Below are 24,365 nucleotides of genomic sequence, written 5' to 3' on the forward strand. Positions count from 1 at the left end.
TGAAATGATTCAGGCATCAACGGTTATAGAGGCTTATCATGATGATCATGCAGAGATTATATATAAATAGAAAATTCAACAATAATAATATTGATAATATGAGAAGTCTTTTTGTATCTAGTATATTACTATTCTTAAATATTATATTGTTTAGTTGTGAAAAGGAACCTATTCCTTCCGATCCTATTGCTATAAATAATATCAAAAGTAGTTCTATCAACTATACTTCTTCTATCATTCAATTTTCTTTAACTGGAAATGCGAACAAAGCAGGAGTGATGTATGGTACGGAAAAAGGATTATCGAATGCCCAAATACAATATGCAGAAAAGGCAAACGGTGAAATCTCTGTTTCTTTGAATGGACTTGAACAGGGAAAGGAATACTTCTATAAAGTTTTTGCAGAAGACAAAAAGGGGAATCAGATGTTTGGTGAGATAAAAAACTTTATAACACTTTCGCCTTCCGTAAAAACCGGTGATGCAACTGGGATAACTACAGAAACAGCAATTCTGTCCTTGAGTTTTGAAGGAACTAATCTGAGTGAAGTTGGTATTCTATATTCAACAGACGAATTATGCAAAGATAATCTTCAGACAGTCTCAAATATAAGTCCATCCGGTAATAATTTCAGCTTTGAAGTTAAAGAATTGGATTCGGGAACGACTTATTACTATAAGGCCTATGCCAAATACAAAAATGGAACAATTCATTATGGAGAAATAAAATCGTTCCAAACAAATGAACAATATCTAAAAGTTTCAACAACAACGATAAAGGCTCCAGCAGAAGGTGGAACATTCCAGTTTGAAATTGAAGCTAAAAATATTGATTGGGAGATTAGTTGTGATCAGGATTGGTGTACAATCGATATTCAATCAGGAAATGACAACAAAGGTATCAATATTTTGGTACAGGAAAATGTTTTAGGAAGTAAGCGATATGCAAATATAAAAATTCAGTATTTAGATAAAATAGAATCTATTACATTAGAACAAGCAGAAAATCTCAATCCGGAAGGTCAGTTTACTCTTTCTTCATTAGCAAGTTGTGTAGAACCAGAAGGAGATCAATCTTGTTATTTTACAATAACAGCAAATTCTTCATGGACTGTAACATCTGATCAAGACTGGTGTAAAATTCAAACACCTACAGGGAGAGGAAATAGTATAATTTATTATGAAATCGCTCCTAATAATAGTTCAAAATGTAGAATTGCCAAAATAACAATAAAAGATCAGACTGGGACAAGGCAACACTTGGTAGTACAAGATATGAAAAATAATCCTATTGGAGGTTATGTTTGTGGAGTATCTGCAGGTACGTATATATCAAGAATGGGAATGGATATTCTTTGTCCAGGTTTTTGGACTGCCTCTATTAATGATACTACCTGGTGTAAACTTGAAAATGAATCTGGATATTCAGGAGATCATTGTTATATAACTTTAGATTATAACTATACATCCAGAGATAAAATAGCTATTCTAACTATTAAATATGATCAATACATTTCATATAGGATTATAGTTAATTATAAAATAAAAGAATCATCTCAAACTAAAATACCTCAAATACCAATGATTGAGGTAGAAGGTGGTAGTTTTTTATTAAATAATGAGAAGCTTGTAACATTAGATAGCTATTATATTGGGAAATATGAAGTTACTCAGAAACAGTGGTTTGATGTAATGGGGAAAAAATCTTCTGAATTTCAAGGTGATGATTTACCGATTGAAATGATATCCTGGAATGATGCTCAAGAGTTTATAGATAAATTGAATAATCTTACAGATAAAAAATATCGTTTACCCACTGAAGCTGAATGGGAATATGCTGCTCGTGGTGGAAATAAAAGCAAAGGATATGCTTATAGTGGTAGTAATGCTTTTAAAGATGTAGGTTGGCCTGTTGTGAAAGCTCAAACAACTGTTTTTGTTGGGCAAAAGCAACCGAATGAATTGGGTATTTATGATATGACTGGAAATGTAGGAGAATTTTGTTCTGACTGGTATTCGTCTCCATTAATAATATCCAATACGCACAACCCTCAAGGACCATCTACGGGTACAGAAAAAGTAGTTAAAGGATGGGGATGGGGAGGAATAACAACACGAAGCTCATTTAATCCAAATGGAATTTATTCTAATAGTGTTGGGTTTAGGTTAGTTTTAGATAAATAAAATCAGATTAATATGAAACGTCTTATTCAAATATTGATTATTTTTAATTTGTGGAATAAAGGTATAGCACAAAATGAGTGTGCTCAAGTTAGTGCCCCTCTCCAGTACCGCGTCCCCGTAGAAACCTACGTCCGTTCCTATGTTGAACCTCGCCTACAAACTTGGCTTAAATGGGATCGGTACGAAGAATCGACACAACAATATAAAGAACGGACAAGCGATGAAAATCGCCTCAGCCAAATAACGAAATGGGAAAACGAAGCATTAGCCATTTATAAGAAAAAATATGCAGAAACAATTAATTGGAACCAGTTTCATATTGAAGGAGACTACGACCCGGATAATGAATGTTTTCTGATTCGTTCCGAGCAATTCGGACAATTGACCGTAAAAGTCCCGCGAGGGAAAACAGCCAGAGAATTCATCTCCTATTTTGATTCAGTAAAAGTCAGCCAACCTGATTTCTATTTTTCTGACAATTATATCGGTTTGGACAAATTGACTTTCACACTACCTAATGGACAACAGGCTGTTTATGATAGTCGTGCACAGAACACGTATGCACATTTAAATATTTCGTATGATCCGGAATTAACCAAGTTGAGAGAGCTAAATATAGAGAATCGATACCGGCAGGTTGCTCAACAACCCACAAATAACTTGTCTGACGTTGATATGCAGATACCGAAAACTGGAATTACGAATGATGAAACCTATGCCGTTATCATTGGTAATGAACATTATCATTACGAATCTCAAACTCGGTTTTCAAGTAATGATGCCAAGATTTTCTACCAATATTGTATCAATACATTAGGTATCCCATCCCGGAACATATTCAGCAAAACAGATGCGACCTATGGCGATATGCTGACATCCATTCAATTCCTGAAAAACGCAGTCAAGGCAAAAAACGGGAATGTACATATCGTATTTTATTTTTCCGGTCATGGAATGTCTGATATCAAGACAAATGGTATGCACCTTTTACCGGTAGATTGTAGTTCGACAACGCTACAAGCCGCTTTAAAAGCCGAAAACCTATATCGGGATTTAGCCGATATGCGAGCCCTTTCCGCTACAGTATTCTTGGATGCTTGTTTTAGTGGGAAAAGTGATGAAGGAGCTTTGACAGCATTAGTAGATGGGGCGGGTATAGAAGTTACTCCACGTAAAGAAATCTTAAACGGTAATTTGGTTGTCTTCAGCGCAACTACCGATGCGGAAATTGCTTATCCTTATGAAGAAAAGCAACATAGGATGTTTACCTATTTCCTGTTAAAAAAGTTACAGGAAAGCAAGGGGACAACATCTTATGCTGATTTGGCTACCTATCTGATCAACAACGTAAAGTCTCATGCATTCGACGTAAACCGGAAGATGCAGACACCTCAAGTGCAAACTTCGAGAGCTATTTCTGAAGTTTGGAAAAACTGGAAACTAATAAAGGAATAATCAAAAGTAAATTCAATGAAACAGTTCTTAGCCATCAGTATCGTATCAATCCTATCCGTGGCCTCCTACGGACAAAATACATTTCAGGAACAGTTTGATACATTCAAGAATGAGATGCATCAACAATATGTGGTTTATAATGACTCTATCAATAAAGTTTTTATTAAATCGATAGAAGAAAACTGGATCAAGTTCCAAACAAATCACCCGATTCCAGTTCCCAAGAAACCGATTCCACAGATGGATGTACAAATTGCACCGGAAGAAAGCGATTCTACTTTGGAATTGGAGATAGATAGCATCATTCGCCAAAAAGCTTCATCGGAAGATGTCAATTTGTGGGATGCGCCTATTTCAAACAAAGAAAAAGGACAGAAAACAATGGTCTCATATTATGGTTCGGAGCTACAGTTCCTTTATTTTCCCGAATACAAATATTTTTTGACGAACCTTGATGAGAAGACAATAGCATCTGTATGGGAACAATTATCCGATTCACCTTATACGGAATTGATCAACACATTACTTTTTTACAAAAACGATATGAATTTGAATGATTGGGGAATGTTCCAATTATTAAGTCGAATCACGGAAAAATTTTATCCTGGAAGAAGAAACGAACAAACGATTTTTTCTATATTCATTATGAATCAGTTGGGATTTCGGATGAAGATTGGCAGATGTAACAACAGACTCACTCATCTTGTCCCTTTTCAGACAACGGTCTATGGAAAACCTTTTATTAATTTTGATGGTGAAAAATATTATATATTGGAAGACACAAATACAGATGGAGGTATATATTCCTATACAATTGATTATCCCAATACGATCAAACACATAAATTTGCATGCCCAGAGGCCTTTCAGGTTATCTTTATCATTGCATGCCAAACAATGTCATGTCGGAGATAAGGAATATAGCATCAACATAAACAAAAATCTGATTGATCTGTTTCAGACGTATCCGCAAACTGAGATTTCGGTTTATGCCAATACTCCGCTTTCCAACATAACACGAAAAAGTCTTGAGAAAGAATTGTTACCCCAATTATCGGATAAGACAGAACAAGAAGCGGTGAATTATCTTTTGCAGTTCGTGCAGACCTCGTTTGAATACAAAAACGACCTGCAACAGTTTGGGTATGAAAAGTTTTTCTTTGCGGAAGAACTGTTTTACTACCCTTTTTCCGATTGTGAGGACAGATCTGTTTTGTTCTCACAACTAGTCAGACGTTTTTTGGGATTGCAGGTTGTTCTATTGGATTATCCAGACCATGTAACAACAGCAGTCAAGTTTAACAGACCTGTTTCCGGTGACTTCGTCAATGTGGAAGGTGAAAAATATATTATTTGCGATCCGACATACTTACATGCAAAAGTAGGGCAATCAATACCACGTTATAAGGAACAAAAAGCCCAGATCTACATATTGGACTAATTTTTTCATGTTCGAATGTCACAAATTCATATTGAAGCAGATAATAGAACAAATAACAATTTAAAATATAATCAAAATGAGAACAAAGTATGTATTTATCTTATTCAGTCTGTGCACTTTTTTTATGGGATGTGGTAGTAGCAAACAACCAAGTAACCCAACACAACCTAAATCCGAACTTCGGAAAGAATTAAAACAGACAGCTATCAAACAAGCAAGAAAAGAAGCAAAAACGTACAAAAAAGAGGGATTCAAGACATTTATTGGTGGTATTCCTTTAGAAAAACAAATTGAAAATGCATGGATAAAATCTGTCACAACAGATGAATCAGGATTACCGGCATACCTTGTTGCCAATTCAAGAGTGATTGGAGGTAATGTCAGTTCGGCAAAGATGCAAGCAAATCATCAGGCTAAAGTTGAACTGGCTGGATTAATGAGTTCCAATATCAGTTCACTTATAGAAAGCAGTGTTTCTAATAAAGAATTAACAAGTGAGGAAGCCGTTGCAATCAACAAGGCAGTACAAGCAAGTAAAGAATTAATCATTGCAGATCTAGGACGTGTTGCGAAAGAGATTGAGATTTATAGAGATTTGAGTAATAAAAATGTGGAAGTAATGGTTTGTCTTTCTTATAGTTCTAAAGCTGCAACAGATGTGGCAATCAAAAGTATCCATCGTAATTTGGAACAAGAAGCCGAACATTTGCATGACAAATTGGATAATTTGACAGGAATCAAACAAATTATATCAACCAATAATACAAATTTGCAACAAGAGTAAAAAAGCATTAGTTTTGTAGATAATCCAATTAATTCTGATATGCATAAAATACTATCTATTCTGTTTATTTTGTTTGCTCTTTCTGTCTCGACCCTTTTTGCACAAACCAAAAGGGTTCATGCTACGGGATGTTGGGAAATAGCAAATATTACACCTGAAGCAGCAAGAAGTAAAGCCATAGAAGATGCAAAGAACAATGCTCTTCAAAATGCAGGCATATCGGAATTTTTTGCGGTTATGAATACGAGCTCTATATCAGATCGCTTAAATCATTTTGTTAGTTCAAGTAGCTCTGAGTTTTCTGGAGAGATAACGAATTTTAAAATTGTGAAAGAACAGATTCTCACAGAAGAGAAACATCTGTTTTATACTGTTGATATAGATGCGGTTATCCGAATTAGAGAAAATAAACGAGATTTGGAGTTTGATGCTTATATTGAAGGAATAAAGGAAGTTCCTTATCAAGATGGTGAAAATTTTTCATTTAGCATTCGCCCTACCAAAACTTGTTATGTTCATGTGTTTTGGTTTGATGAAGCAGGAAAAGGAAATATTGTGTATCCTAATCCGGCTGAACCATCTCAACAACTATGCTTTAATGAACATAATTTTTTCCCTATTACGCAAGATTACAAAATCAGAAAAGAAACACAAGAACCTATTGAAAGTATTTCTGTTATTTTTATTTTGACCAAAAAGGACGTTCCTTATACAAGGAAGATGACGTTAGAAGATTTTCATCAATGGGTATTGTCGGTTCCTTCTGATCAAAGAATCCTTAAATTTTATAATATTCATATCATACATTAGCAACAGCCTTCCTTTGGATTATTCCTTCTCTTAAAAAACAAAGGAATAGAATCATATATCATGTGTCTGTGAAATCTGGTAAATGTTCCGACTACAAAATGAAAAATGATTCTGACACTTTAAAGTGTTGGCTGTTGCTTATTTCGTGTATTTTTGTTGGATGGGAAGAGATGAGGCTTTTTATGCGGACTGTTTTTTCTATCGGTTGGATGAAACTTACTCATCCTTCTTACTGAATAGGATGGTGAAGGCACTTCCTTCTTTCTCTTGGCTTTGTACGTGCAGCTTTCCGTTATGCAGTTTGACGATTTCCCGGGAAATGCTCAGACCGATACCGTTGCCGTTTTTCTTGGTACTGAAAAATGGAATGAAAATCTTGTCGCGGATTGAATCGGGGATGCCCCTGCCATTATCGGCAACGGTGATGTAAGGATGTCCTTCTGAGTCAAACCCTGAGAAAAGATGTATTTGCGGATTCTCTTTTTCACTTGTGGCATAGGTGGCATTGGTTATGAAGTTGATGATAACCTGTTCTATCAAATCCCTGTCCATAAAGGCGGTGACTTCAGGAGCGTTTGTCTTTAGCGTGAAAGCGATCCCTTTTTGTTGAAGGGAAGGATTCATCAGGGAATGAACAGAACTCAGCAAGTCATAGAGATTATATGATTTCATATCAGGTACTATCTTTTGGCTTAGATTGCGATAGGTTTCAGCAAAGCGCAGTAGGCCTTCACTTCTCCGGTGAATTGTATCCATCGCCAGTTCCATATCTTCCAGATCCGTAGTAGACGGTTCGGATACATTTTCTTTCAATGTATGTATTTTTCTTCTGAGCGTATCCGAGAGGGATGAGACGGGAACGATAGAATTCATTATCTCATGAGTCATTACATTGAGTAATCCTTTCCAGGCACCCGATTCGACTTCTTCCATCGTTGCGCTTACATTATGGAATGCAATCAGTTTGTAGGTTTTCCCTCCGGTTTGAAAGACGGAAGCGTTTGTCATTGTTTTGATGGTTTGCCTCCGGGCATGGATCGTTATCAGGGTACTTTTGTTTACCGGGATATCGAGCAGTTCATTGAAAAGGTTTTCGTTTTGCTTTTTCAGCCAGTTGATGTTCTTGATATGGGGAATGTTGAGCAGGGTAGTAAAAGAGTCATTCATCCATAGTGATTCATGGGTTTCCACATCATAGGCGAGGATACCTGTATCGACCAGTTCCAGCATCTCTTTCAGGTAATGCTGTTGCGCTTCTTTCTCGGCCGCCAGATTCAGAAAGGCATCCGCGATAGACTGGAACCGGGAGGATTTCCTTGAAAAATCTCTGTTAATGATGGACTCGGCAAATTCGTCGATATCCTGTTTTGTTTTCCTGCGTACATATATTATATATAGCAGAAGTGTAACTATTAGGATGGATAGGGCGATCGTCATAGTCCGTGTTTTTCTAACCGGCGGTATAAGGCTCCCCGGGTTAATCCCAGTTCTTTTGCCGCTTGCGATATGTTTCCGTTATGTTTTTGAATAACCTGTTCGATGGCTGTCTTTTCCAGATCATCCAGATTATGTGTCGGTATCGGTTGGGCATTTTCTTCCTGTTGCTCCAAGGGAGAGAAGGTGATGTCTTCCGCTTTCAGCACATCGCTGTCGGCCATGATAACGCCTCTTTCTATGGTGTATTGCAGTTCGCGCACATTGCCGGGGTAATGATACAGCATCAGTTTCTTTTTGGCTGAGTCGGCTAAACGGAACTTTTGTTTGAAATACTTTTTTTCATACATTTTCAAGAAATGTTCTGCCAGCAGGATAATATCTTCGCCTCGTTCACGTAGAGGCGGTACGGTTATTTCTACTGTATTGATTCGGTAAATCAAGTCTTTACGAAACTTTGCTTCGTTGGCTAATTCCCGTAATGGCAGGTTGGTTGCTGACAGCAGACGGATATCTACCGGCATTGGGGTATTGGCTCCGAGGCGGGTCACTTCACGGTTTTGCAGCACGGTCAGCAGTTTGGCCTGCTGTTGCAAAGTTATATTTCCGATTTCATCCAGGAAAAGTGTACCTTTGTCTGCCGCCTCGATTAGACCGGTACGATCTTCACGCGCATCTGTAAATGCTCCCTTTTTATGTCCGAAAAGTTCGCTCTCGAAAAGGGTTTCCGTTAGGGAACCTACGTCTACTTTTACAAATGGCTGATTCCGGCGAAGGGATGACTGATAGATGTAGCGGGCAACAAGATCTTTTCCTGTTCCGTTTTCTCCCAGGATCAATATGTTTGCATCGGTAGGTGCTATCTTTTGCAATTTATGGAACAAAAGCTGCATGCTTTCCGAGTTTCCGATAATCTCTATATCAGTATTTCTTTTATTTGTTTTCTCTTTACTGTCCGGAGTTGCCTGTTTCCGAAGTGTCTCCGACAGGATATTCAGCAGATGCTCGTTATGCCAGGGTTTGACGATAAAGTCTGCGGCTCCTTCTTTCAGGCTTTTGATGGCCAGGTCTATATCTGCATAGGCTGTAATCATAATGACTGATAGGGAAGGTTTTCGTTTTTTTATTTCCTTCAGCCAGAACAGACCTTCGTTGCCGGTGTTGATGGAGCTTCTGAAGTTCATATCCAACAAAATAATGTCTAAGTCATTCTCTGTGACCAGCTTATGAATGTTGTCCGGGTTCGTTTCTGTCAGTATTGTTTTCACTTCCATCTTCAGCAAAAAACGTACGGCGGTCAGAACGTCTTTATCATCATCAACAATCAGTATATTTGCCTGGTGTAAGTTCATAATTACTCTTGTTAGTAGGTTGCAAATATATCAAGAATGAAGTGAATGCCCAAGTCGTTCCTGTTTTTTGTCCATTGGCATACATGAGGTGTCCGTTTATGGACACTATTCAAGGGCGGTCGTTTTGTTAATGGGTTAATATATTGGGGATTGCTGTTTTGGCATATCAATTGTTCCGGATTTATATGTAACATGCTAAATTATTCATAAGACTATGATTAGAATAAATGATTTGAGGAAAGTCTACAGGACGGAAGAGGTGGAGACAATTGCTCTGGATAATATGTCGCTTCATGTAAAGGAACATGAGTTTGTTGCTATTATGGGACCGTCGGGATGTGGAAAGTCTACTTTACTGAATATACTGGGATTGCTTGATGATCCTGATTCGGGTTCCTATCTTTTTAATGGGGTTGAGATTATTGGATTAAATGAAGACAAACGTTGCGATTTGCGAAGGGAGAATATCGGTTTTGTTTTCCAGAATTTCAATCTGATAGAAGAGTTAACTGTATTTGAGAATATCGAATTGCCGTTGGAAAATTGCGGAATGAAAGCCTCCCTTCGCAAAATGAAAGTAGAGAAAGCCTTGAAAAGCGTCCTTCTCAATCATCGCCGTAACTATTTCCCGTCGCAGCTTTCGGGCGGACAACAGCAGCGTGTGGCGATTGCCCGGGCGGTTGTCAATGATCCGAAACTGATCCTTGCAGATGAACCAACCGGAAATCTGGATAGTCGTAACGGCCTGGAAATAATGGATCTGCTGACTATGCTCAATGATGCCGGAACCACAATCGTTATGGTAACACACAGTGAACACGATGCCCGTTACAGCCACCGGATTATTCATATGCTGGATGGGAAACCTGTTTCGGAAAATTTCCTGAAAGAATTAGCTTATACCGCAAACTAAAAAACTTACACAATGAATATAAGAAGATCTCTCCGGATTATTTTCCGGAACAAAATATATAGTTTCTTGAATATCTTGGGACTGGCAATCGGAATTACTTCGGCTGCACTTATCTTTCTCTGGGTGGAAAGTAAAGTAAATTTCAACAAAGCAATCCCTAACTCCCGAAATATATATGTCAGTGCATCTCATTATTTTCCTGTCTCGAATGAATGTATAACAAGCTTCGAATCAAATTCTATGCTGTCAAAAGTTTTGGAGGACGAATTTCCGGAAGTGAAGAGTTGTAGCAGATATAATGCTCAGACAGTCGTTTTTGTCCCGGAAAATACAACGGACTCTTTTGAAGAAAAGGGAGCTTATGCCGATTCCACTCTCTTTAATCTGATCGGTATGAAGTTCATAAGTGGTGATGTCTCTTCCGCTTTCGAACCGCAATATTCCATTGTCCTCAGCCGGTCGATGGCTCGAAAGATATATAACGAAGAAGATCCGATAGGAAAGGGACTGATTCATGAAGGAGTTATATATCAAGTAACGGGAGTCTTTGAGGATATGCCCGGTAATACTTCGTTCCAATTTGAATGGCTGATACCTTTTCGTGTCTTCGTAGAGGAAATGAAAAATGTTTTTAATGTAAACGAATGGGGGGCTTCCTGGCTGCAAACTTATGTCGAGTTGGAACCGGGAGTGGATCTGGGGCAGTTGAATGAGAAACTGAAAGGACTCGCTTTTCGTAAAGCCGGGCCGGCTTGTGAGAGCATTCAGATATTCCTTTATCCTCTTAATAAAATGCTTTTATACGGTCAGTTTAAAGATGGGGTGGAAACTGGTGGCGGCTACATAAAGACTGTCTCCCTTTTCTTTCTGATCGGAGTGTTGATACTCTTGATTGCCTGTATCAATTTTATGAATCTATCGACTGCACGTTCCCAAAAACGGGCGTTGGAAGTCGGAGTACGGAAAACCTTCGGAACCAAACGAAAACACCTGATCCGGCAATTTCTGGTAGAATCGGGGTTGATAACATCGATAGCTCTTTTGCTGTCGGTCGGATTGATCTGGTTGAGTCTTCCCTGGTTTAATGAATTTATAGGCGTTCAATTATCCTTTAGTCTGCTCGATCCGACGATTGTGACCGGACTGGTGGCGATCGGATTGTTTTGTACTTTTCTGGCCGGTAGCTATCCAGCGTTGTATCTGTCCTCTTTCAATCCGTTGACTACGTTGAAAATGCAGAAAGTGAGTAAAGGGGGAAGTGCCGCATGGATACGTCAGGGGTTGGTTATCTTTCAATTTACGATGGCATTTATCCTGATTTGTAGTACTTTCGTTATTTATCTTCAGATACAGCTGGTACAAAAACGGGATATCGGTATAAAAAAAGAAAATCTGGTAAGTTTTCCGGCCACCGAAGAATTGTGCAATGCGTCTTCGGCTGTGCGGAATGAGCTGATCAATACCGGTGTAGTAGAAAATTGCGGGTTTTCAGCCAGTCCGATTCTGAAATCGAGTATGCGTACCAATCCCTGGTATTGGAATGGAAAAGATCCGGAAGATGATGCCTATATTTCTTTTAATTTTGTGTCGGAAGGTTTGATAGATGCTGCCGGGATAAAACTGCTTGACGGAACGGATATCGATCCGGCTAAGAAAAATAATAAGGGAGGGGCAGGAATCCTTATCAATGAAACTCTGGCAAAAAGAATGGGAAGGGAAGGCCGTGTAGGAGGACAAATCGGCCAGTCGCCTGATCACAAATGGGAGATAGTTGGTATTATGAAAGATTTCGTGTTCGATGATTTTTATACACTTGAGCCGGCGTCTGCTTTGTTTTTCTATGATCCTCAAAGAACGTATATATTGTTTGTTCGTCTGAAACCGGATATCGATACGTATGAAGCGATAGGGCGGGTACAGACGGTATTGCGTTCTTTTACACCGTATCATGCGTTTGAGCCGACCTTTATGACCGACCGTTTCGATGATATGTTTGAGGATGAACATCTGGTAGAAAAGCTGTCTGCCTTATTTGCCATGCTGGCAATTTTTATCTCCTGTTTGGGGTTACTGGGATTAAGTGCCTTTTCTGCCGAACAGCGAACAAAGGAAATCGGTGTCCGCAAAGTATTGGGGGCTAGAATAATAGATATACTATTTTTGTTGGGAAAGGCGTATATGGTACTTTTACTTATTTCTTTTGTAATAGGTATTCCTGTATCTTTATATGCCGCTAACCACTACCTGAAGGATTATGCCTACCGGATTACACTCGGTTGGGATATTTTTGCAGGAGTGGCCTTGCTGATAACCCTGATTGCTTTGCTGACGGTTAGTTTCCAATCGTTAAGAGCGGCTCTCAACAATCCGGTGAAGTCTATAAAGACGGAGTAATTTGTATCCAAGAGAAAGTAAGTACAGACTTTGGATATAGTCTCTATTGTTTATTTGCCTATGTTTTTACATTTAAAAATTATGCTTATAGCTGATAATCAATAAATAGTGGTGGTCAGTAGTTGAAATAATCTTTCAACTACAGAAAGCAAATATTCGAAACATTTTATATATCTGTTTGGTTAAATTATTAAACAAACTATCTTTCATTTTACAGAACTAATGCATAATCGGCATGAATATAAAAACAGATTATTTTGCTTTGTTTGCACGCATAGCTATTGCTATGAGTTTTTTGTCTGCGGTGGCTGATCGTTTTGGATGGTGGACTCCTGTATTGGGAAGTGAAAATATAGTTTGGGGTAATATGGGTAACTTTATTGCGTATACCGGAGTTTTAGTTCCGTGGGCATCGAAACAAGTTTTACCGGTATTGGCTTGGTTGGTCACTATTGCAGAAGTTGTTTTCGGAGTGTTGCTGATTATCGGTTACCAGAAACGTATAGTAGCTCTTCTCAGTGGTTTTCTATTATTGACGTTTGCGTTTTCAATGATGTTCTTCTCGAGTTTGAAAGCACCATTGGATTATAGTGTATTTACGGCATCCGCATGTTCGTTCTTGCTCTATAAGAATAGTAAATAGGTTGCTATTATCATAAAACTTAAGTATTTGAATACAAATACAATTGTATTTAGAAACAAAAACAGTTGTATTTGTAACTAAAAACAATTGTATTTTATCGGCTATCATCCCGAGAATGTTCAATTGGAACTTTTTGGAGGAAAGAGTAATCCTTCGAACAAGGATAAGGGACAAAGATTGTTTTGCGGATGCATAGCCAGTAAAGATATTGGCATCTACAATACCTGTCCGCATAAATGTGAGTATTGTTATGCAAACTCTTCGAAAATGATAGCGGAAGCTAATTATAACCGGCACAAACTGAATCCTTACTTTGAATCAATCGTTGGAATGTGATGGTGTTTGTGGTTATACCCTTAATAAAGTTGTAGTATTGTATAGTTTTTTAGGGTTATAACCCTAAAAACTTTTGGAAAATCTATTATCTTTGTGGTTATATCCCTAAAAACTATTCACATGATAAGTAGAGATTCATATAGAGAACAAATAGAGCCATTCATAAATAAACCTTTTGTTAAGGTTATGACCGGTATCCGGCGAAGCGGCAAATCTGTTATTCTGCGTTTGTTGAAGGATGAACTGCTGCGACGCGGAGTACTTGAAGACCATATTATTTATATGAATTTTGAAAGTTTTGAATGGATAGATATACAAGATTCAAAGATATTGTATAGTTATATCCGTTCCCGTATTGAGGATAAGGATACCTATTATATCTTATTGGATGAGATACAGGTTGTTGCGGAGTGGGAGAAAGCCGTTAATTCCTTTTTGGTTGATTTTAACTCTGATGTCTATGTTACGGGTTCCAATTCAAATATGTTGTCTTCGGAGCTTGCAACTTATCTTACCGGCCGTTATGTGAGTTTTCATATCATGACACTTTCTTTTAAAGAATATCTTCGTTTTCATGATATTGTTTTAGGAGGGCATGATGTGAATATGAAAGAGGAATTTATTAAATATCTTCGTTCCGGTGGTTTTCCGGCTATTCATACGGCTGATTATACGTATGACGCTATTTATAGAATAGTATACGATATCTATTCTTCTGTGATTCTGCGTGATACAGTTCAAAGGAATAATATCCGAAATATTGAGCTGCTGGAACGCATTGTGAAATTTGCATTTGATAATATTGGTAATAAACTGAATGCGAAGAATATAGCAGATTATTTCAAAAGTCAGCATCGTAAGGTGGATTTAAATACGGTCTATAATTATTTGAATGCATTGGAAAGTGCATTTATTATTCAGCGTGTACCTCGTTATGATGTAAAAGGGAAAGATGTTTTACAAACGAATGAAAAATATTTTGTCAGTGATTTGTCGTTGATTTATGCAGTGATGGGATATAAAGACCGGATGATTGCTGGTCTGTTGGAAAATCTGGTTTATCTGGAATTAAGGCGTAGGGGATACGATGTTTATGTGGGTAAGCAAGATGATAAAGAAGTTGATTTTGTGGCCATTCTTCGTGATGAGAAAATATATGTACAGGTTACTTATCAGCTATCATCTTCTGCTACCATTGAACGGGAGTTTGCTCCGTTACTGTCTATCAGTGACCATTATCCCAAATATGTGGTAAGTATGGATGACTTTTTCCGGGAAAATATAGAGGGGGTGAAACATTGTTATATAGCTGACTTCCTGTTGAGTGAAAAACTTTAATATACATTTTTAATGCATAATCTATGACGCGCAAGAATTTCATTATATCATATCTTTGGCTGTATCTGTTTGTACTGGTCCTGACATCCTGCGGCAGTAAGAAACGTGTGGCGCTTCCGGCTGATTTTAAAGGGCCGAAAGAATTGTCACGTTTATATGGTGTGCGTATTACGCCGGATGATAATATCTTTCTTTATAATGAAGGGGCGAAATGGCTGGGGACACCTCACCGGATGGGAGGAAGTACCAAGCGGGGCGTGGATTGTTCCGGGTTTGTAGCGATTGTGTTTCGCGAGGTTTATGGAAAACAGTTGGCACGTTCGTCGGCGGATATGCTGAAATATAATTGTAAGAAGGTCAGCCGCGGCAAATTGCAGGAAGGCGATTTGGTGTTTTTTAAAACAGGAGGAGGCAAGAAAAAGACGCCTAACCATGTAGGAATTTATCTGAAGAACGGGAAGTTTATCCATACCAGTACTTCCAGGGGAGTAATGGTCAGCAGCTTGAGCGAACCCTATTATACCCGGAGCTGGATAACGGGAGGACGGGTGAAGTGAGATATTTTTGTAAACATCTGAGCGGAAGTTGCTTTTTTATGTATCTTTGCATTTCAAAATAAATAAACATAGAGCAAGTATGTTGACGCTTAAAATGATTACGGAAGAAACAGACCGCGTGATTCGTGGTCTGGAGAAGAAACACTTTAAGGGTGCAAAAGAAAGCATCGCTAAGGTGATTGAACTGAACGATAAAAGACGTAGTACACAGAATCAATTAGATACAAACCTGGCAGAGGTTAACTCGCTGTCGAAAGCAATCGGTGGCCTGATGAAAGAAGGCAAAAAAGAAGAAGCCGAAGCTGCTAAAAAGCGTGTTGCCGAAATCAAGGAACTGAGCAAGGGTATTCAGGCTGAAATGGATCAGGCTGCGGAAGAGATGCAGAACCTGCTTTATACAATTCCGAATGTGCCTTACGATGAAGTGCCCGAAGGCGTTGCTGCTGAAGACAATGTGGTAGAAAAAATGGGCGGTATGGAAACAGAACTGCCGAAGGATGCACTGCCTCATTGGGAATTGGCTAAAAAATATGATTTGATTGACTTCGACCTGGGTGTGAAGATTACAGGTGCCGGTTTTCCGGTTTATAAAGGACAGGGCGCTCAGTTGCAGCGTGCTTTGATAAACTTCTTCCTGGATGAGGCACGCAAATCCGGTTATATGGAAATCATGCCGCCGACCGTGGTAAATGCCGCTTCCGGCTTCGGTACCGGTCAGCTTCCGGATAAGGAAGGACAGATGTACCATTGCGAAGTGGACGACCTTTATCTGATACCGACTGCCGAAGTGCCGGTCACCAATATCTACCGTGATGTGATTATTGATGAGAAACAGTTGCCTATCAAGAACTGTGCCTATACACAATGTTTCCGTCGCGAAGCCGGTTCTTATGGTAAAGATGTACGCGGTTTGAACCGTCTGCACGAATTCTCTAAAGTGGAACTGGTTCGTATCGACAAACCGGAACATTCTAAGCAGTCTCATCAGGAAATGCTGGACCACGTGGAAGGTCTGCTCCAGAAGCTGGAACTTCCGTACCGTATCCTGCGTCTGTGTGGTGGCGACATGAGTTTCACTGCCGCTCTTTGCTTCGACTTCGAAGTATATTCGGAAGCTCAGAAACGTTGGTTGGAAGTAAGTTCTGTTTCCAATTTCGATAATTATCAGGCTAACCGTCTGAAATGCCGTTATCGTGATGAGAACAAAAAGACACAACTGTGCCATACGCTGAACGGAAGTGCTTTGGCTTTGCCGCGTATCGTTGCTGCATTGCTTGAAAACAATCAGACACCTGAAGGTATCCGCATTCCGAAAGCGTTGATTCCTTATACAGGTTTCGATATGATTAAATAATTACCTTAGTTTATCTACGGACAATAAATAGAAAAACGGGACAGAAAGTAGCGAGGTTTACTTCTGTCCCGTTTTTGCTTTAAATCTAAAATAAGAATGAATAAGATTAAACAAATTATCCTGTTCGGCATAGCTGTCCTGATGTGCAGTTGCCAGAGTAAACCGATGGAACTGTCGGCTGAGGCGGTATCGGTTCCGTTAGGCGGAAACACTTATGTGACTGCCGGAAAAGAGAGTGCGAAGGTTTCGACCGATGGTATCAAATCGTGGACGGGGACGGATGCCGTCCTGTCGGCGTGGTTTAAAACCAGCCAGCCCGGTGATTTGAATCTTTTCCTGAAAGGGAAAGCGGCAGACGGACCGTCGACTGTAAAGGTTACTTTCGGAGGAAAAAGCTTTACCGTAAAAGTGACTGAAGCAGAGGAAACGGTTATTCCGGTAGGGAAGGTATCCGTTACGGAACCGGGGTATATCCGTGTGGATTTGCAGGGAGAAAAGAAAGAAGGCGCTCAGTTTGCCAATATCTCCGAACTGCTGATAGACGGGCCGGCTGCGCAGGAACCTCTTTATTTTGTGCGTAACTTTGAACCTTACTGGGGAATGCGCGGACCTTCCGTACATATGAAATATACATTGCCGGAAGAATCGGTCGAATATTTCTACAATGAAATAACGGTTCCGGAGGGAGAAGATAAGATTGGCAGTTACTTTATGACGAATGGTTTCGGTGAAGGTTATTGCGGTATCCAGGCGAATAGCGATACGGAACGCCGTGTCTTGTTTTCCGTATGGAGCCCATTTGAAACGGACGACCCGAAAGCGATACCGGAAGACCACCGCATCAAGCTGCTGGCGCAGGGAAAAGATGTACATATCGGAGAGTTCGGCAATGAAGGATCGGGGGGACAGAGTTATCTGAAATACCCATGGAAAGCCGGACAAACTTATCGTGTCATTACCCGTGTTCATCCGGACGGTAAAGGGAATACGGCCTATTATGCCTGGTTCTTTGCTCCTGAAGAAGGCGAGTGGCGGTTGATAGCCGGTTTTCTGCGGCCGCAGACAAACGTATGGTACACCGGAGCACATTCTTTCCTTGAAAACTTTATGCCCGGCCAAGGTTATCTGGAACGTAGCGTGCATTTTGGAAACCAATGGGCCCGTACGGCTAAAGGAGAGTGGAAAGAGCTTATCGAAGGCATGTTCACTTATGATGCCACTGCCCGTGCCGGTGTCCGCCAGGATTATGCCGGTGGGGTGGAAGATAATATGTTCTTCCTCCGTAACGGCGGTTTCTTCAATGATAATACAGAGTTCAAATCTGTTTTTACACGTCAGTCGAACGGAACTGCTCCGGATGTTGACGTAACGACATTACCCCTGAAATAGAGGCTTATTTGTCAAGATAAAAAGCATAGGACCTTTGAAATCAAAATAAGGGACTTTTGTAAGCAAAGCATATATGTTTTAAACGCAAAACATATATGCTTTTTTTATGGGGTATATATCCTTTGGAAAATAACCGGAATGTTAGATGAACAGGTTTACATTTGCATCTTCCGCCCGTTCAAGATAAGTGGCTACTCCGCCAAGCGTGACATTGTCCATCAGTTCCTCCTTTTTGACACCCATCACATCCATACTCATGGTGCAGGCTATCATTTCGACACCGTTCTCTGCGGCTTGAGCGATGAGGCTTTCCAGGCTGTCGATATGCTTTTTCTTCATGATGAGGCGCATCATCCAACTTCCGGCACCACCCATATTCATTTTCGACAGTTTCAGTTTACCGCTGTGGGCGGGAAGCATCCAGCCGAACATTTTGCCGAATATATCTTTTGAAACAGACGGTTTCTGCCGTTTCTTGATGACATTCAGTCCCCAGAAAGTGAAGAACATGGTTACTTTCTTGCCGGTCGAGGCGGCTCCGTTGGCAATAACGAAGGAGGCAAGGGCCTTATCCAGGTCGTCACTGAATACAATCAACGTCTTGTTGTCCGCACCGTTCACCATTTTACAGGAACTTTTAGGTTCGCCTTTTTCGATTGTGGCATGGATGACTCCCGATTTATTCTCAACTCCGACCAGCTGTGCTCCGGTCATATTGCACCAGGCGGCTACATCTTTCCCGAATCCCTGGTCGGTGGCGGTTATCAGAAGACGGTCGCCTGTATTTATTTCAGCGTAATGTTTTTTCAGCTGCATGACAGGACCGGGACATTGAAGACCGCAGGCATCAATCCGGATAGTCTGTTGTGAGGGAGAAGAAGATGCGGAGGCGGTAGACGCTTTTGGTGTCTTCGCTGTTTGGAAATTACCTTCTGTTTGTTTGGAAGCTATTCCAGCTGTTGCTACACTCCATGTTTTGAAACCTCCCGACAGGTTCTTTACATTTTTATAACCATGCTGAACCAAAATGCGGTAAGCCAGATATCCGCGCAATCCGATGGCACAAGTCACTACGATTGGTCTGTCGGTTGGCACTTCCGGCAGGCGGTTGCGCAGTTCGTCGACTGGGATATTGATAGCTCCCGGTATGGAACCCAGGTTATATTCGTCGGCAGTGCGTACATCGACCAACAGGGTATTGCTGCCCAACTGTGCTATGTCGCGCCAGTTAATGGTTTCGACTTTTTTGGTAAGGATATTCTCTGCTACATAACCAGCCATATTGACGGGGTCTTTGGCTGACGAATAAGGAGGTGCGTAGGCCTGTTCCAGTTCGGTCAGGTCGTAGACTGTTCCTTTGCGTTGTATTACCTGGGCAAGCATTTCGATTCGTTTGTCTACTCCGTCGAATCCGACAATCTGGGCACCGTATAACTGTCCGTTGTCCGGTGAGAATACTATTTTTATAGACATCGGAACGGCTCCCGGATAATAACCGGCATGAGAAGCCGAGTGGGTGTATGATGACTGATAGGGGATGCCTTCCCGTTTCAGTAACTTGGCATTGGCACCGGCGGCAGCGACCGTAATATCAAATACTTTGGCAATAGAAGTGCCTATCGTACCTTTATAAGTTTCGCGATTGCCGAATACGATATTATCGGCTACGATACGTCCTTGTTTGTTCGCCGGACCAGCCAGCGGGATTAAAGCCGGTTTGCCTGTTACCGGATTGAGCACTTCGACAGCATCTCCCAGGGCATAAATGTCCGGGTCAGAGGTCTGCATATAATCGTTTACGGCAATTCCTCCCAGGGTTCCGATGGCCAGTCCGGCTTCTTTGGCCAGCTTTGTTTCAGGGCGTACACCGATACTGAGGATAACCAGGTCTGTCGGAATCTGTTTGCCGCTCTTCAGGTGGACGATGATACCTCCGTCTGTCTCTTCAAAACGTAATACGCCGTCTTCCAGACGCAGGTCTACCTTTTTTTCAATCAGTTGCTGATGTACGATAGCGGCCATTGAATAATCGAGCGGAGCCATTACCTGGTTAGCCATCTCGACAACGGCGATATCAATACCCTGGTCGTGCAGGTTTTCGGCCATTTCGAGTCCGATGAATCCGCCGCCTACCACTACTGCATGGCGGGGATGCTCCCGGTCTATATACTTTTTGATCGTATCGGTATCGGGTACGTTGCGTAGGGTGAATATCTTTTTGCTGTCGATACCTTCGATGCCGGGACGCAAAGGTTCGGCTCCCGGAGAGAGTACCAGTTTGTCATAGCTTTCGGTATAAGACTGTCCGGTGCGGAGATTCTTCACTTCTACGTTTTTTTCTTTGGGATGGATAACGGTTACTTCCTGTTCGGTCCGTATATCAATATTGAAACGGGCAGTAAAACCTTCGGCGGTTTGCACGAACAGTTTATCACGCTCTGCAATGACACCACCGATATAATAAGGTAGTCCGCAATTGGCGTATGATACATATTTGCCCCGTTCAAACAGGATAATGTCTGCATTTTCGTCCATTCTTCTCAGACGTGCGGCGGCTGTTGCTCCACCGGCTACTCCTCCGATTACTAAATATTTCATCTTACTTTTTTATTATTGTTATTATACATATTTTCTAATGGAAAATAAATAGGCAAAAAAAGGGATTATCCTTTTTCCATACATTGTTGCAGCTTTCCGAACAGGCCGTCGAAACGTAATTCGGCATTCATCATTTTCTGTACTTTTTCCTTTCCTTTCGGGGTAAGAGAAAAAAACATCTGCCGTTTATCTTCCTTACTCATCGTACGGTCGATAAAGCCTTTGTTCTCAACGGAAGTGATTACTTTGGATACACGTGAGTTCGATAATCCGATATATTCACAGATGGTGCCTGCTGATTTGGGCTGGTTGTCTTTCAGGCAGCAAAGCAGCATTGCTTCGTTGATTGTAATTTCGTGAACGTCTGAAAAAGCCTTTTCAAACTGATATAATGTTTTGTATATGTCTTTGATTACGCAGATTGCTTCCATGTCGTATTCTTTATTGATGCAACAAAGATAGATAATATTTTTAATATTGATATTGTTTAGTGGAAAATATTTTATCCGGCTTGTTGAAGGAAAATTAAGAACAAATGTTTTTCATCCGTTGTTTTAAGAAAAACAGAATGGATTATTATAAACCAGTAAATAGAAAAGATATGGAAAAATTATTTCAAAAAGGAGTTGTAGTCGATTTAAGCAGTTTGGTTGATTATTCAGCGGGTGGGGTTGTCAGCAAACAAATCGTGAAAAGTGCAGCTGGTAACATTACCCTGTTTTCTTTTGATAAGGGGGAAGGACTGAGTGAACATACCGCACCTTTTGATGCTTTGGTACAAATACTGGAAGGTGAAATGGAAATCGTTGTCGATGGAAATCATTCCCGGATGAAAGCAGGGGAGTCGTTGGTGCTTCCTGCCAATGTACCGCATGCTTTAACAGCGGTGCAACGGTTTAAAATGCTTCTGACAATGATTAAGGAATAAACAAAAAAGAGACAAGGCCGGAACCCTGTCTCTTTTTTGTTTTATCAGATTTGTTTTTTAGTCTCTGTTTGAGAAGTATTTCATGAACTGTGAACGTTCATACATGGCCGGATCCGGGATATTGGCATAATTCAGTTTACCCTGGAATTGTGCCAGATTCTGATAATGTGTCTGGTGCATCCATTCTTCAATACAGGTAAGCACCTGTGAGATGATTTCGCCGCCATGAGTATATAATGCGCTGCACATCTGTACGGCAGAAGCTCCAGCCAACAGGCATTTGATAACGTCTTCCCAATCGTGGATACCGGTCGACGAAGCGATGCTTATTCCTGGAACCTTGCCTGAAATGATTGCTGTCCAGCGGATTGTGTCGCTCAGGTCGGAGTGGTTGCTGAATACGTTGCCCGATACTATCTGCATATTGTTGATGTCGATGTCCGGCTGGTAAAAGCGGTTGAACATCACTACGCCATCTGCCCCGTTAACCTTTAGTGTATTAACCAGTGCCGGAATGTTTCCGACGTTCTTCCCGATTTTCATGATAACGGGTATTGAAACCGTTTCCTTTACTTTTCGGATGATGTTGACGTAAAGGTCACGAATCTCGTCGGGATTGTATTCCAGACTTGTTTCAAGAAAATAGACATTCAGTTCCAGTGCGTCGGCTCCTGCCAGTTCTATCTGGCGGGCAAAATCAATCCAGACATCAGACTTGTAACAGTTGATGCTGGCAATGATAGGAATGGTACACTGTTCTTTTGTCTTTTTTATCAGTTCCAGATAGTTGTTTATCTGGTTTGCTTTTACATAACCGCGGATATAATCGGCAGCTTCCGGATAGTCTGAATCCTGCATAAGCGAATCGCTCTGCATTTCAATTTGTTCTTCAAAAAGAGATTTGAGAACAATCGCTCCGGCACCTGCCTTTTCGAATTCCTTGTTTCGCTCAGGGTTGTTTGTCAGACCTGAACTTCCTACAATTAACGGATTACGAAGTGTTAGTCCCGCATATTGGGTTTTAATGTCAATCATGTCAGATTCAATTTAATGTGTTAGTACTCGCGTTCGCCGAAAATACTGGTTCCAACCCGTATCATGGTGCTACCCTGGCGAATGGCAACCGGATAATCGTGGCTCATTCCCATAGATAGTACTGCAAAATTATCATTTCCTATGAAATATATAGCTTTTAATTCGCTGAAAAGTTCATGTAAGATGTGAAATTCCTGTTCGATGAGCGCAATGTCATCGGTATAGGTCGCCATTCCCATCAATCCGCATATCTGAATATTGCCTAGTTCGGCAAGTTGTTCGTTTTGCAGAAGCTCACGGCACTCGTCAGGACTCAGTCCGTGTTTGGTCTCTTCCTGAGCAACATGTATCTCCAGCAATACACGGATTATACGGTTGTTTTTTGCGGCTTGTTTATTTACTTCCTGTAATAATTTCAGCGAGTCGATGCTATGGATTGTATGGATAAATGGCGCAATATCTTTTACTTTATTGCTTTGCAACGGACCGATAAAATGCCATTCGATATCACCCGGTAGTACTTTTTGTTTAGCCGTCAGCTCCTGTGCCCTGCTTTCGCCAAAGACACGCTGGCCTGCATTGTAGGCCTCCATCAATGCTTCTGCCGGATGAAACTTGGACACGGCTACCAATGTGACGTTTGCCGGTAGCGATGCCTTTAACTGTACTATGTTCTGGGAGATACTCATACTTCCTGTACTTTGTCCTCAGCCTGTTTTTTTTGTTCGGCAATCAGCTCTTCTCCTGATTTGGGCGTTTTGTCATCATTGACGGAGAAAGGGAATACGTCCATCAGCATGGTTTCTGTAACCGAAGCGATTGTGTAATCGGCCATGGTGCCTTTCATGCCTTCTTCCAGTACGGCGATGGCTTCTTTCAGTGTGCAAGCCTGTGCAAGCATCTGTGCAGCCGTTTTCTTTTCAGCGCCGCTTTTTTCATCGAGTGTGATGAAATATACTTTAATCTTGTAGAAACGGTCGCCGTTTTCATTGAAGAACAATTCTGAAAGACGGGCACGTTTGATGTCAGTAACAGTAAATTCGCCGGATATGAACGGGCGTATTTCTTCGATGATACGGGCTTCCGCTTCTGTGAAAGAGAGGGCGTCGACCAGATAAGGTTCTGTTACTTTCTTTTGCATTCCGTTCTCCAGTACTTTTTCAAAGGAGACTTTACATTCAAACCAACTGTGCATATTGTTTTCTTTTAATTTTTTGTCTGTACTCATGTTTAAAATACAGTACAAATATAGGTCCAATTCGGGAATAATACAACTGCAAGTAATTTCTTTATTTTTTCGGAACATTTCATAGAATGGGCTTGTTTATATAATGTAGTGTGTTTTTCATGGTATTAGATTTTTAGATTAGTAATGAGGTTGTTCATCCGGTTCGTGAGGATAGGATGATATAGTAGAAATAA

The 24,365-nt window shown here is 40.6% G+C and carries 20 protein-coding genes and 1 pseudogene; 14 read left to right on the forward strand and 7 right to left on the reverse strand.

Annotated elements, in window-relative coordinates; translation table 11 throughout:
- Positions 1 to 38 precede the first annotated feature (38 nt).
- The 5 genes from DXA15_RS15645 to DXA15_RS15665 all read left to right on the forward strand — a co-directional run bounded on the left by DXA15_RS15645 (position 39) and on the right by DXA15_RS15665 (position 6,672).
- On the forward strand, positions 39 to 2,183 hold the full coding sequence (locus DXA15_RS15645) for an SUMF1/EgtB/PvdO family nonheme iron enzyme (protein WP_128134618.1): 2,145 nt from the start codon (positions 39 to 41) through the stop codon (positions 2,181 to 2,183).
- Positions 2,184 to 2,195: 12 nt separating this feature from the next.
- On the forward strand, positions 2,196 to 3,638 hold the full coding sequence (locus tag DXA15_RS15650) for a caspase family protein (RefSeq protein WP_128134619.1): 1,443 nt from the start codon (positions 2,196 to 2,198) through the stop codon (positions 3,636 to 3,638).
- A gap of 15 nt (positions 3,639 to 3,653) precedes the next feature.
- Positions 3,654 to 5,078 carry a hypothetical protein gene (locus DXA15_RS15655; protein ID WP_128134620.1) on the forward strand — a complete coding sequence of 475 codons (1,425 nt, stop codon included), beginning with the start codon at positions 3,654 to 3,656 and terminating at the stop codon, positions 5,076 to 5,078.
- Between the two features lie 76 nt (positions 5,079 to 5,154).
- Positions 5,155 to 5,862, forward strand: a complete 708-nt coding sequence (locus tag DXA15_RS15660; RefSeq protein ID WP_128134621.1) for a hypothetical protein — start codon at positions 5,155 to 5,157, stop codon at positions 5,860 to 5,862.
- A gap of 39 nt (positions 5,863 to 5,901) precedes the next feature.
- Positions 5,902 to 6,672 (forward strand): DUF4384 domain-containing protein, encoded by a 771-nt coding sequence (locus DXA15_RS15665; protein WP_128134622.1) that lies wholly within the window; start codon positions 5,902 to 5,904, stop codon positions 6,670 to 6,672.
- A gap of 216 nt (positions 6,673 to 6,888) precedes the next feature.
- Here DXA15_RS15665 and DXA15_RS15670 read toward each other — a convergent pair whose 3' ends face one another.
- Together DXA15_RS15670 and DXA15_RS15675 are read right to left on the reverse strand one after the other, a co-directional pair.
- Complete coding sequence (locus DXA15_RS15670; RefSeq protein WP_128134623.1) at positions 6,889 to 8,109, reverse strand: PAS domain-containing sensor histidine kinase; 1,221 nt, start codon at positions 8,107 to 8,109, stop codon at positions 6,889 to 6,891.
- On the reverse strand, positions 8,106 to 9,458 hold the full coding sequence (locus tag DXA15_RS15675; RefSeq protein ID WP_007657810.1) for a sigma-54 dependent transcriptional regulator: 1,353 nt from the start codon (positions 9,456 to 9,458) through the stop codon (positions 8,106 to 8,108). Before DXA15_RS15675 ends, DXA15_RS15670 begins: the two co-directional genes overlap by 4 nt.
- 214 nt (positions 9,459 to 9,672) lie before the next feature.
- Here DXA15_RS15675 and DXA15_RS15680 point away from each other — a divergent pair, with 214 nt between their 5' ends.
- From DXA15_RS15680 to DXA15_RS15715, 8 genes and pseudogenes are all read left to right on the forward strand, one after another.
- Entirely contained in the window at positions 9,673 to 10,371 is a 699-nt protein-coding gene (locus DXA15_RS15680) for an ABC transporter ATP-binding protein (RefSeq protein WP_128134624.1), read from the forward strand.
- 12 nt (positions 10,372 to 10,383) lie between these two features.
- A complete protein-coding gene (locus tag DXA15_RS15685) occupies positions 10,384 to 12,765 on the forward strand; it encodes an ABC transporter permease (protein ID WP_128134625.1) in 2,382 nt (793 codons plus the stop codon).
- A 235-nt stretch (positions 12,766 to 13,000) separates the two neighbouring features.
- Positions 13,001 to 13,408, forward strand: a complete 408-nt coding sequence (locus tag DXA15_RS15690) for a DoxX family membrane protein (protein ID WP_128134626.1) — start codon at positions 13,001 to 13,003, stop codon at positions 13,406 to 13,408.
- 153 nt (positions 13,409 to 13,561) lie between these two features.
- Positions 13,562 to 13,744: pseudogene (locus DXA15_RS15695) on the forward strand (DUF1848 family protein); the annotation flags it as partial.
- 120 nt (positions 13,745 to 13,864) lie between these two features.
- Complete coding sequence (locus DXA15_RS15700; RefSeq protein ID WP_128134628.1) at positions 13,865 to 15,082, forward strand: ATP-binding protein; 1,218 nt, start codon at positions 13,865 to 13,867, stop codon at positions 15,080 to 15,082.
- Positions 15,083 to 15,105: 23 nt separating this feature from the next.
- Positions 15,106 to 15,639 carry a C40 family peptidase gene (locus DXA15_RS15705; protein WP_128134629.1) on the forward strand — a complete coding sequence of 178 codons (534 nt, stop codon included), beginning with the start codon at positions 15,106 to 15,108 and terminating at the stop codon, positions 15,637 to 15,639.
- 79 nt (positions 15,640 to 15,718) lie between these two features.
- Positions 15,719 to 16,993 carry a serine--tRNA ligase gene (gene serS, locus DXA15_RS15710; RefSeq protein WP_007657816.1) on the forward strand — a complete coding sequence of 425 codons (1,275 nt, stop codon included), beginning with the start codon at positions 15,719 to 15,721 and terminating at the stop codon, positions 16,991 to 16,993.
- Positions 16,994 to 17,089: 96 nt separating this feature from the next.
- Entirely contained in the window at positions 17,090 to 18,382 is a 1,293-nt protein-coding gene (locus tag DXA15_RS15715; protein WP_128134630.1) for a DUF3472 domain-containing protein, read from the forward strand.
- A gap of 141 nt (positions 18,383 to 18,523) precedes the next feature.
- On the opposite strand, the gene DXA15_RS15720 is transcribed toward DXA15_RS15715, so the two are convergent.
- Together DXA15_RS15720 and DXA15_RS15725 are read right to left on the reverse strand one after the other, a co-directional pair.
- Positions 18,524 to 20,980 carry a CoA-disulfide reductase gene (locus DXA15_RS15720; RefSeq protein WP_128134631.1) on the reverse strand — a complete coding sequence of 819 codons (2,457 nt, stop codon included), beginning with the start codon at positions 20,978 to 20,980 and terminating at the stop codon, positions 18,524 to 18,526.
- Positions 20,981 to 21,045: 65 nt separating this feature from the next.
- A complete protein-coding gene (locus tag DXA15_RS15725; protein ID WP_010800092.1) occupies positions 21,046 to 21,411 on the reverse strand; it encodes a MarR family winged helix-turn-helix transcriptional regulator in 366 nt (121 codons plus the stop codon).
- A gap of 170 nt (positions 21,412 to 21,581) precedes the next feature.
- On the opposite strand from DXA15_RS15725, the gene DXA15_RS15730 reads away from it, so the two are divergent.
- A complete protein-coding gene (locus tag DXA15_RS15730) occupies positions 21,582 to 21,908 on the forward strand; it encodes a cupin domain-containing protein (RefSeq protein WP_128134632.1) in 327 nt (108 codons plus the stop codon).
- A gap of 57 nt (positions 21,909 to 21,965) precedes the next feature.
- Here the strand turns inward: DXA15_RS15730 and DXA15_RS15735 are convergent, their stop codons facing one another.
- From DXA15_RS15735 to DXA15_RS15745, 3 genes are read right to left on the reverse strand one after another with little or no spacing between them, the layout of a single operon-like run.
- Positions 21,966 to 22,943, reverse strand: a complete 978-nt coding sequence (locus DXA15_RS15735) for a dihydroorotate dehydrogenase-like protein (RefSeq protein WP_128134633.1) — start codon at positions 22,941 to 22,943, stop codon at positions 21,966 to 21,968.
- 20 nt (positions 22,944 to 22,963) lie between these two features.
- Positions 22,964 to 23,632 carry a YggS family pyridoxal phosphate-dependent enzyme gene (locus DXA15_RS15740; protein ID WP_007657822.1) on the reverse strand — a complete coding sequence of 223 codons (669 nt, stop codon included), beginning with the start codon at positions 23,630 to 23,632 and terminating at the stop codon, positions 22,964 to 22,966.
- On the reverse strand, positions 23,629 to 24,138 hold the full coding sequence (locus DXA15_RS15745; RefSeq protein WP_128134634.1) for a DUF4494 domain-containing protein: 510 nt from the start codon (positions 24,136 to 24,138) through the stop codon (positions 23,629 to 23,631). The genes DXA15_RS15740 and DXA15_RS15745 overlap by 4 nt, the downstream gene beginning before the upstream one ends.
- Positions 24,139 to 24,365 lie beyond the last annotated feature (227 nt).

The organism is Parabacteroides sp. AM58-2XD, assembly GCF_003463685.1.
Lineage (GTDB): Bacteria > Bacteroidota > Bacteroidia > Bacteroidales > Tannerellaceae > Parabacteroides > Parabacteroides segnis.

Coding starts and splice junctions, on each gene's coding strand:
- DXA15_RS15730 (WP_128134632.1), top strand. CDS start 21,582: ATGGAAAAATTATTTCAAAAAGGAGTTGTAGTCGATTTAAGCAGTTTG.
- DXA15_RS15735 (WP_128134633.1), bottom strand. CDS start 22,943: ATGATTGACATTAAAACCCAATATGCGGGACTAACACTTCGTAATCCG.
- DXA15_RS15645 (WP_128134618.1), top strand. CDS start 39: ATGATGATCATGCAGAGATTATATATAAATAGAAAATTCAACAATAAT.
- DXA15_RS15715 (WP_128134630.1), top strand. CDS start 17,090: ATGAATAAGATTAAACAAATTATCCTGTTCGGCATAGCTGTCCTGATG.
- DXA15_RS15670 (WP_128134623.1), bottom strand. CDS start 8,109: ATGACGATCGCCCTATCCATCCTAATAGTTACACTTCTGCTATATATA.
- serS (WP_007657816.1), top strand. CDS start 15,719: ATGTTGACGCTTAAAATGATTACGGAAGAAACAGACCGCGTGATTCGT.
- DXA15_RS15655 (WP_128134620.1), top strand. CDS start 3,654: ATGAAACAGTTCTTAGCCATCAGTATCGTATCAATCCTATCCGTGGCC.
- DXA15_RS15725 (WP_010800092.1), bottom strand. CDS start 21,411: ATGGAAGCAATCTGCGTAATCAAAGACATATACAAAACATTATATCAG.
- DXA15_RS15680 (WP_128134624.1), top strand. CDS start 9,673: ATGATTAGAATAAATGATTTGAGGAAAGTCTACAGGACGGAAGAGGTG.
- DXA15_RS15705 (WP_128134629.1), top strand. CDS start 15,106: ATGACGCGCAAGAATTTCATTATATCATATCTTTGGCTGTATCTGTTT.
- DXA15_RS15740 (WP_007657822.1), bottom strand. CDS start 23,632: ATGAGTATCTCCCAGAACATAGTACAGTTAAAGGCATCGCTACCGGCA.
- DXA15_RS15700 (WP_128134628.1), top strand. CDS start 13,865: ATGATAAGTAGAGATTCATATAGAGAACAAATAGAGCCATTCATAAAT.
- DXA15_RS15685 (WP_128134625.1), top strand. CDS start 10,384: ATGAATATAAGAAGATCTCTCCGGATTATTTTCCGGAACAAAATATAT.
- DXA15_RS15665 (WP_128134622.1), top strand. CDS start 5,902: ATGCATAAAATACTATCTATTCTGTTTATTTTGTTTGCTCTTTCTGTC.
- DXA15_RS15690 (WP_128134626.1), top strand. CDS start 13,001: ATGAATATAAAAACAGATTATTTTGCTTTGTTTGCACGCATAGCTATT.
- DXA15_RS15675 (WP_007657810.1), bottom strand. CDS start 9,458: ATGAACTTACACCAGGCAAATATACTGATTGTTGATGATGATAAAGAC.
- DXA15_RS15720 (WP_128134631.1), bottom strand. CDS start 20,980: ATGAAATATTTAGTAATCGGAGGAGTAGCCGGTGGAGCAACAGCCGCC.
- DXA15_RS15660 (WP_128134621.1), top strand. CDS start 5,155: ATGAGAACAAAGTATGTATTTATCTTATTCAGTCTGTGCACTTTTTTT.
- DXA15_RS15650 (WP_128134619.1), top strand. CDS start 2,196: ATGAAACGTCTTATTCAAATATTGATTATTTTTAATTTGTGGAATAAA.
- DXA15_RS15745 (WP_128134634.1), bottom strand. CDS start 24,138: ATGCACAGTTGGTTTGAATGTAAAGTCTCCTTTGAAAAAGTACTGGAG.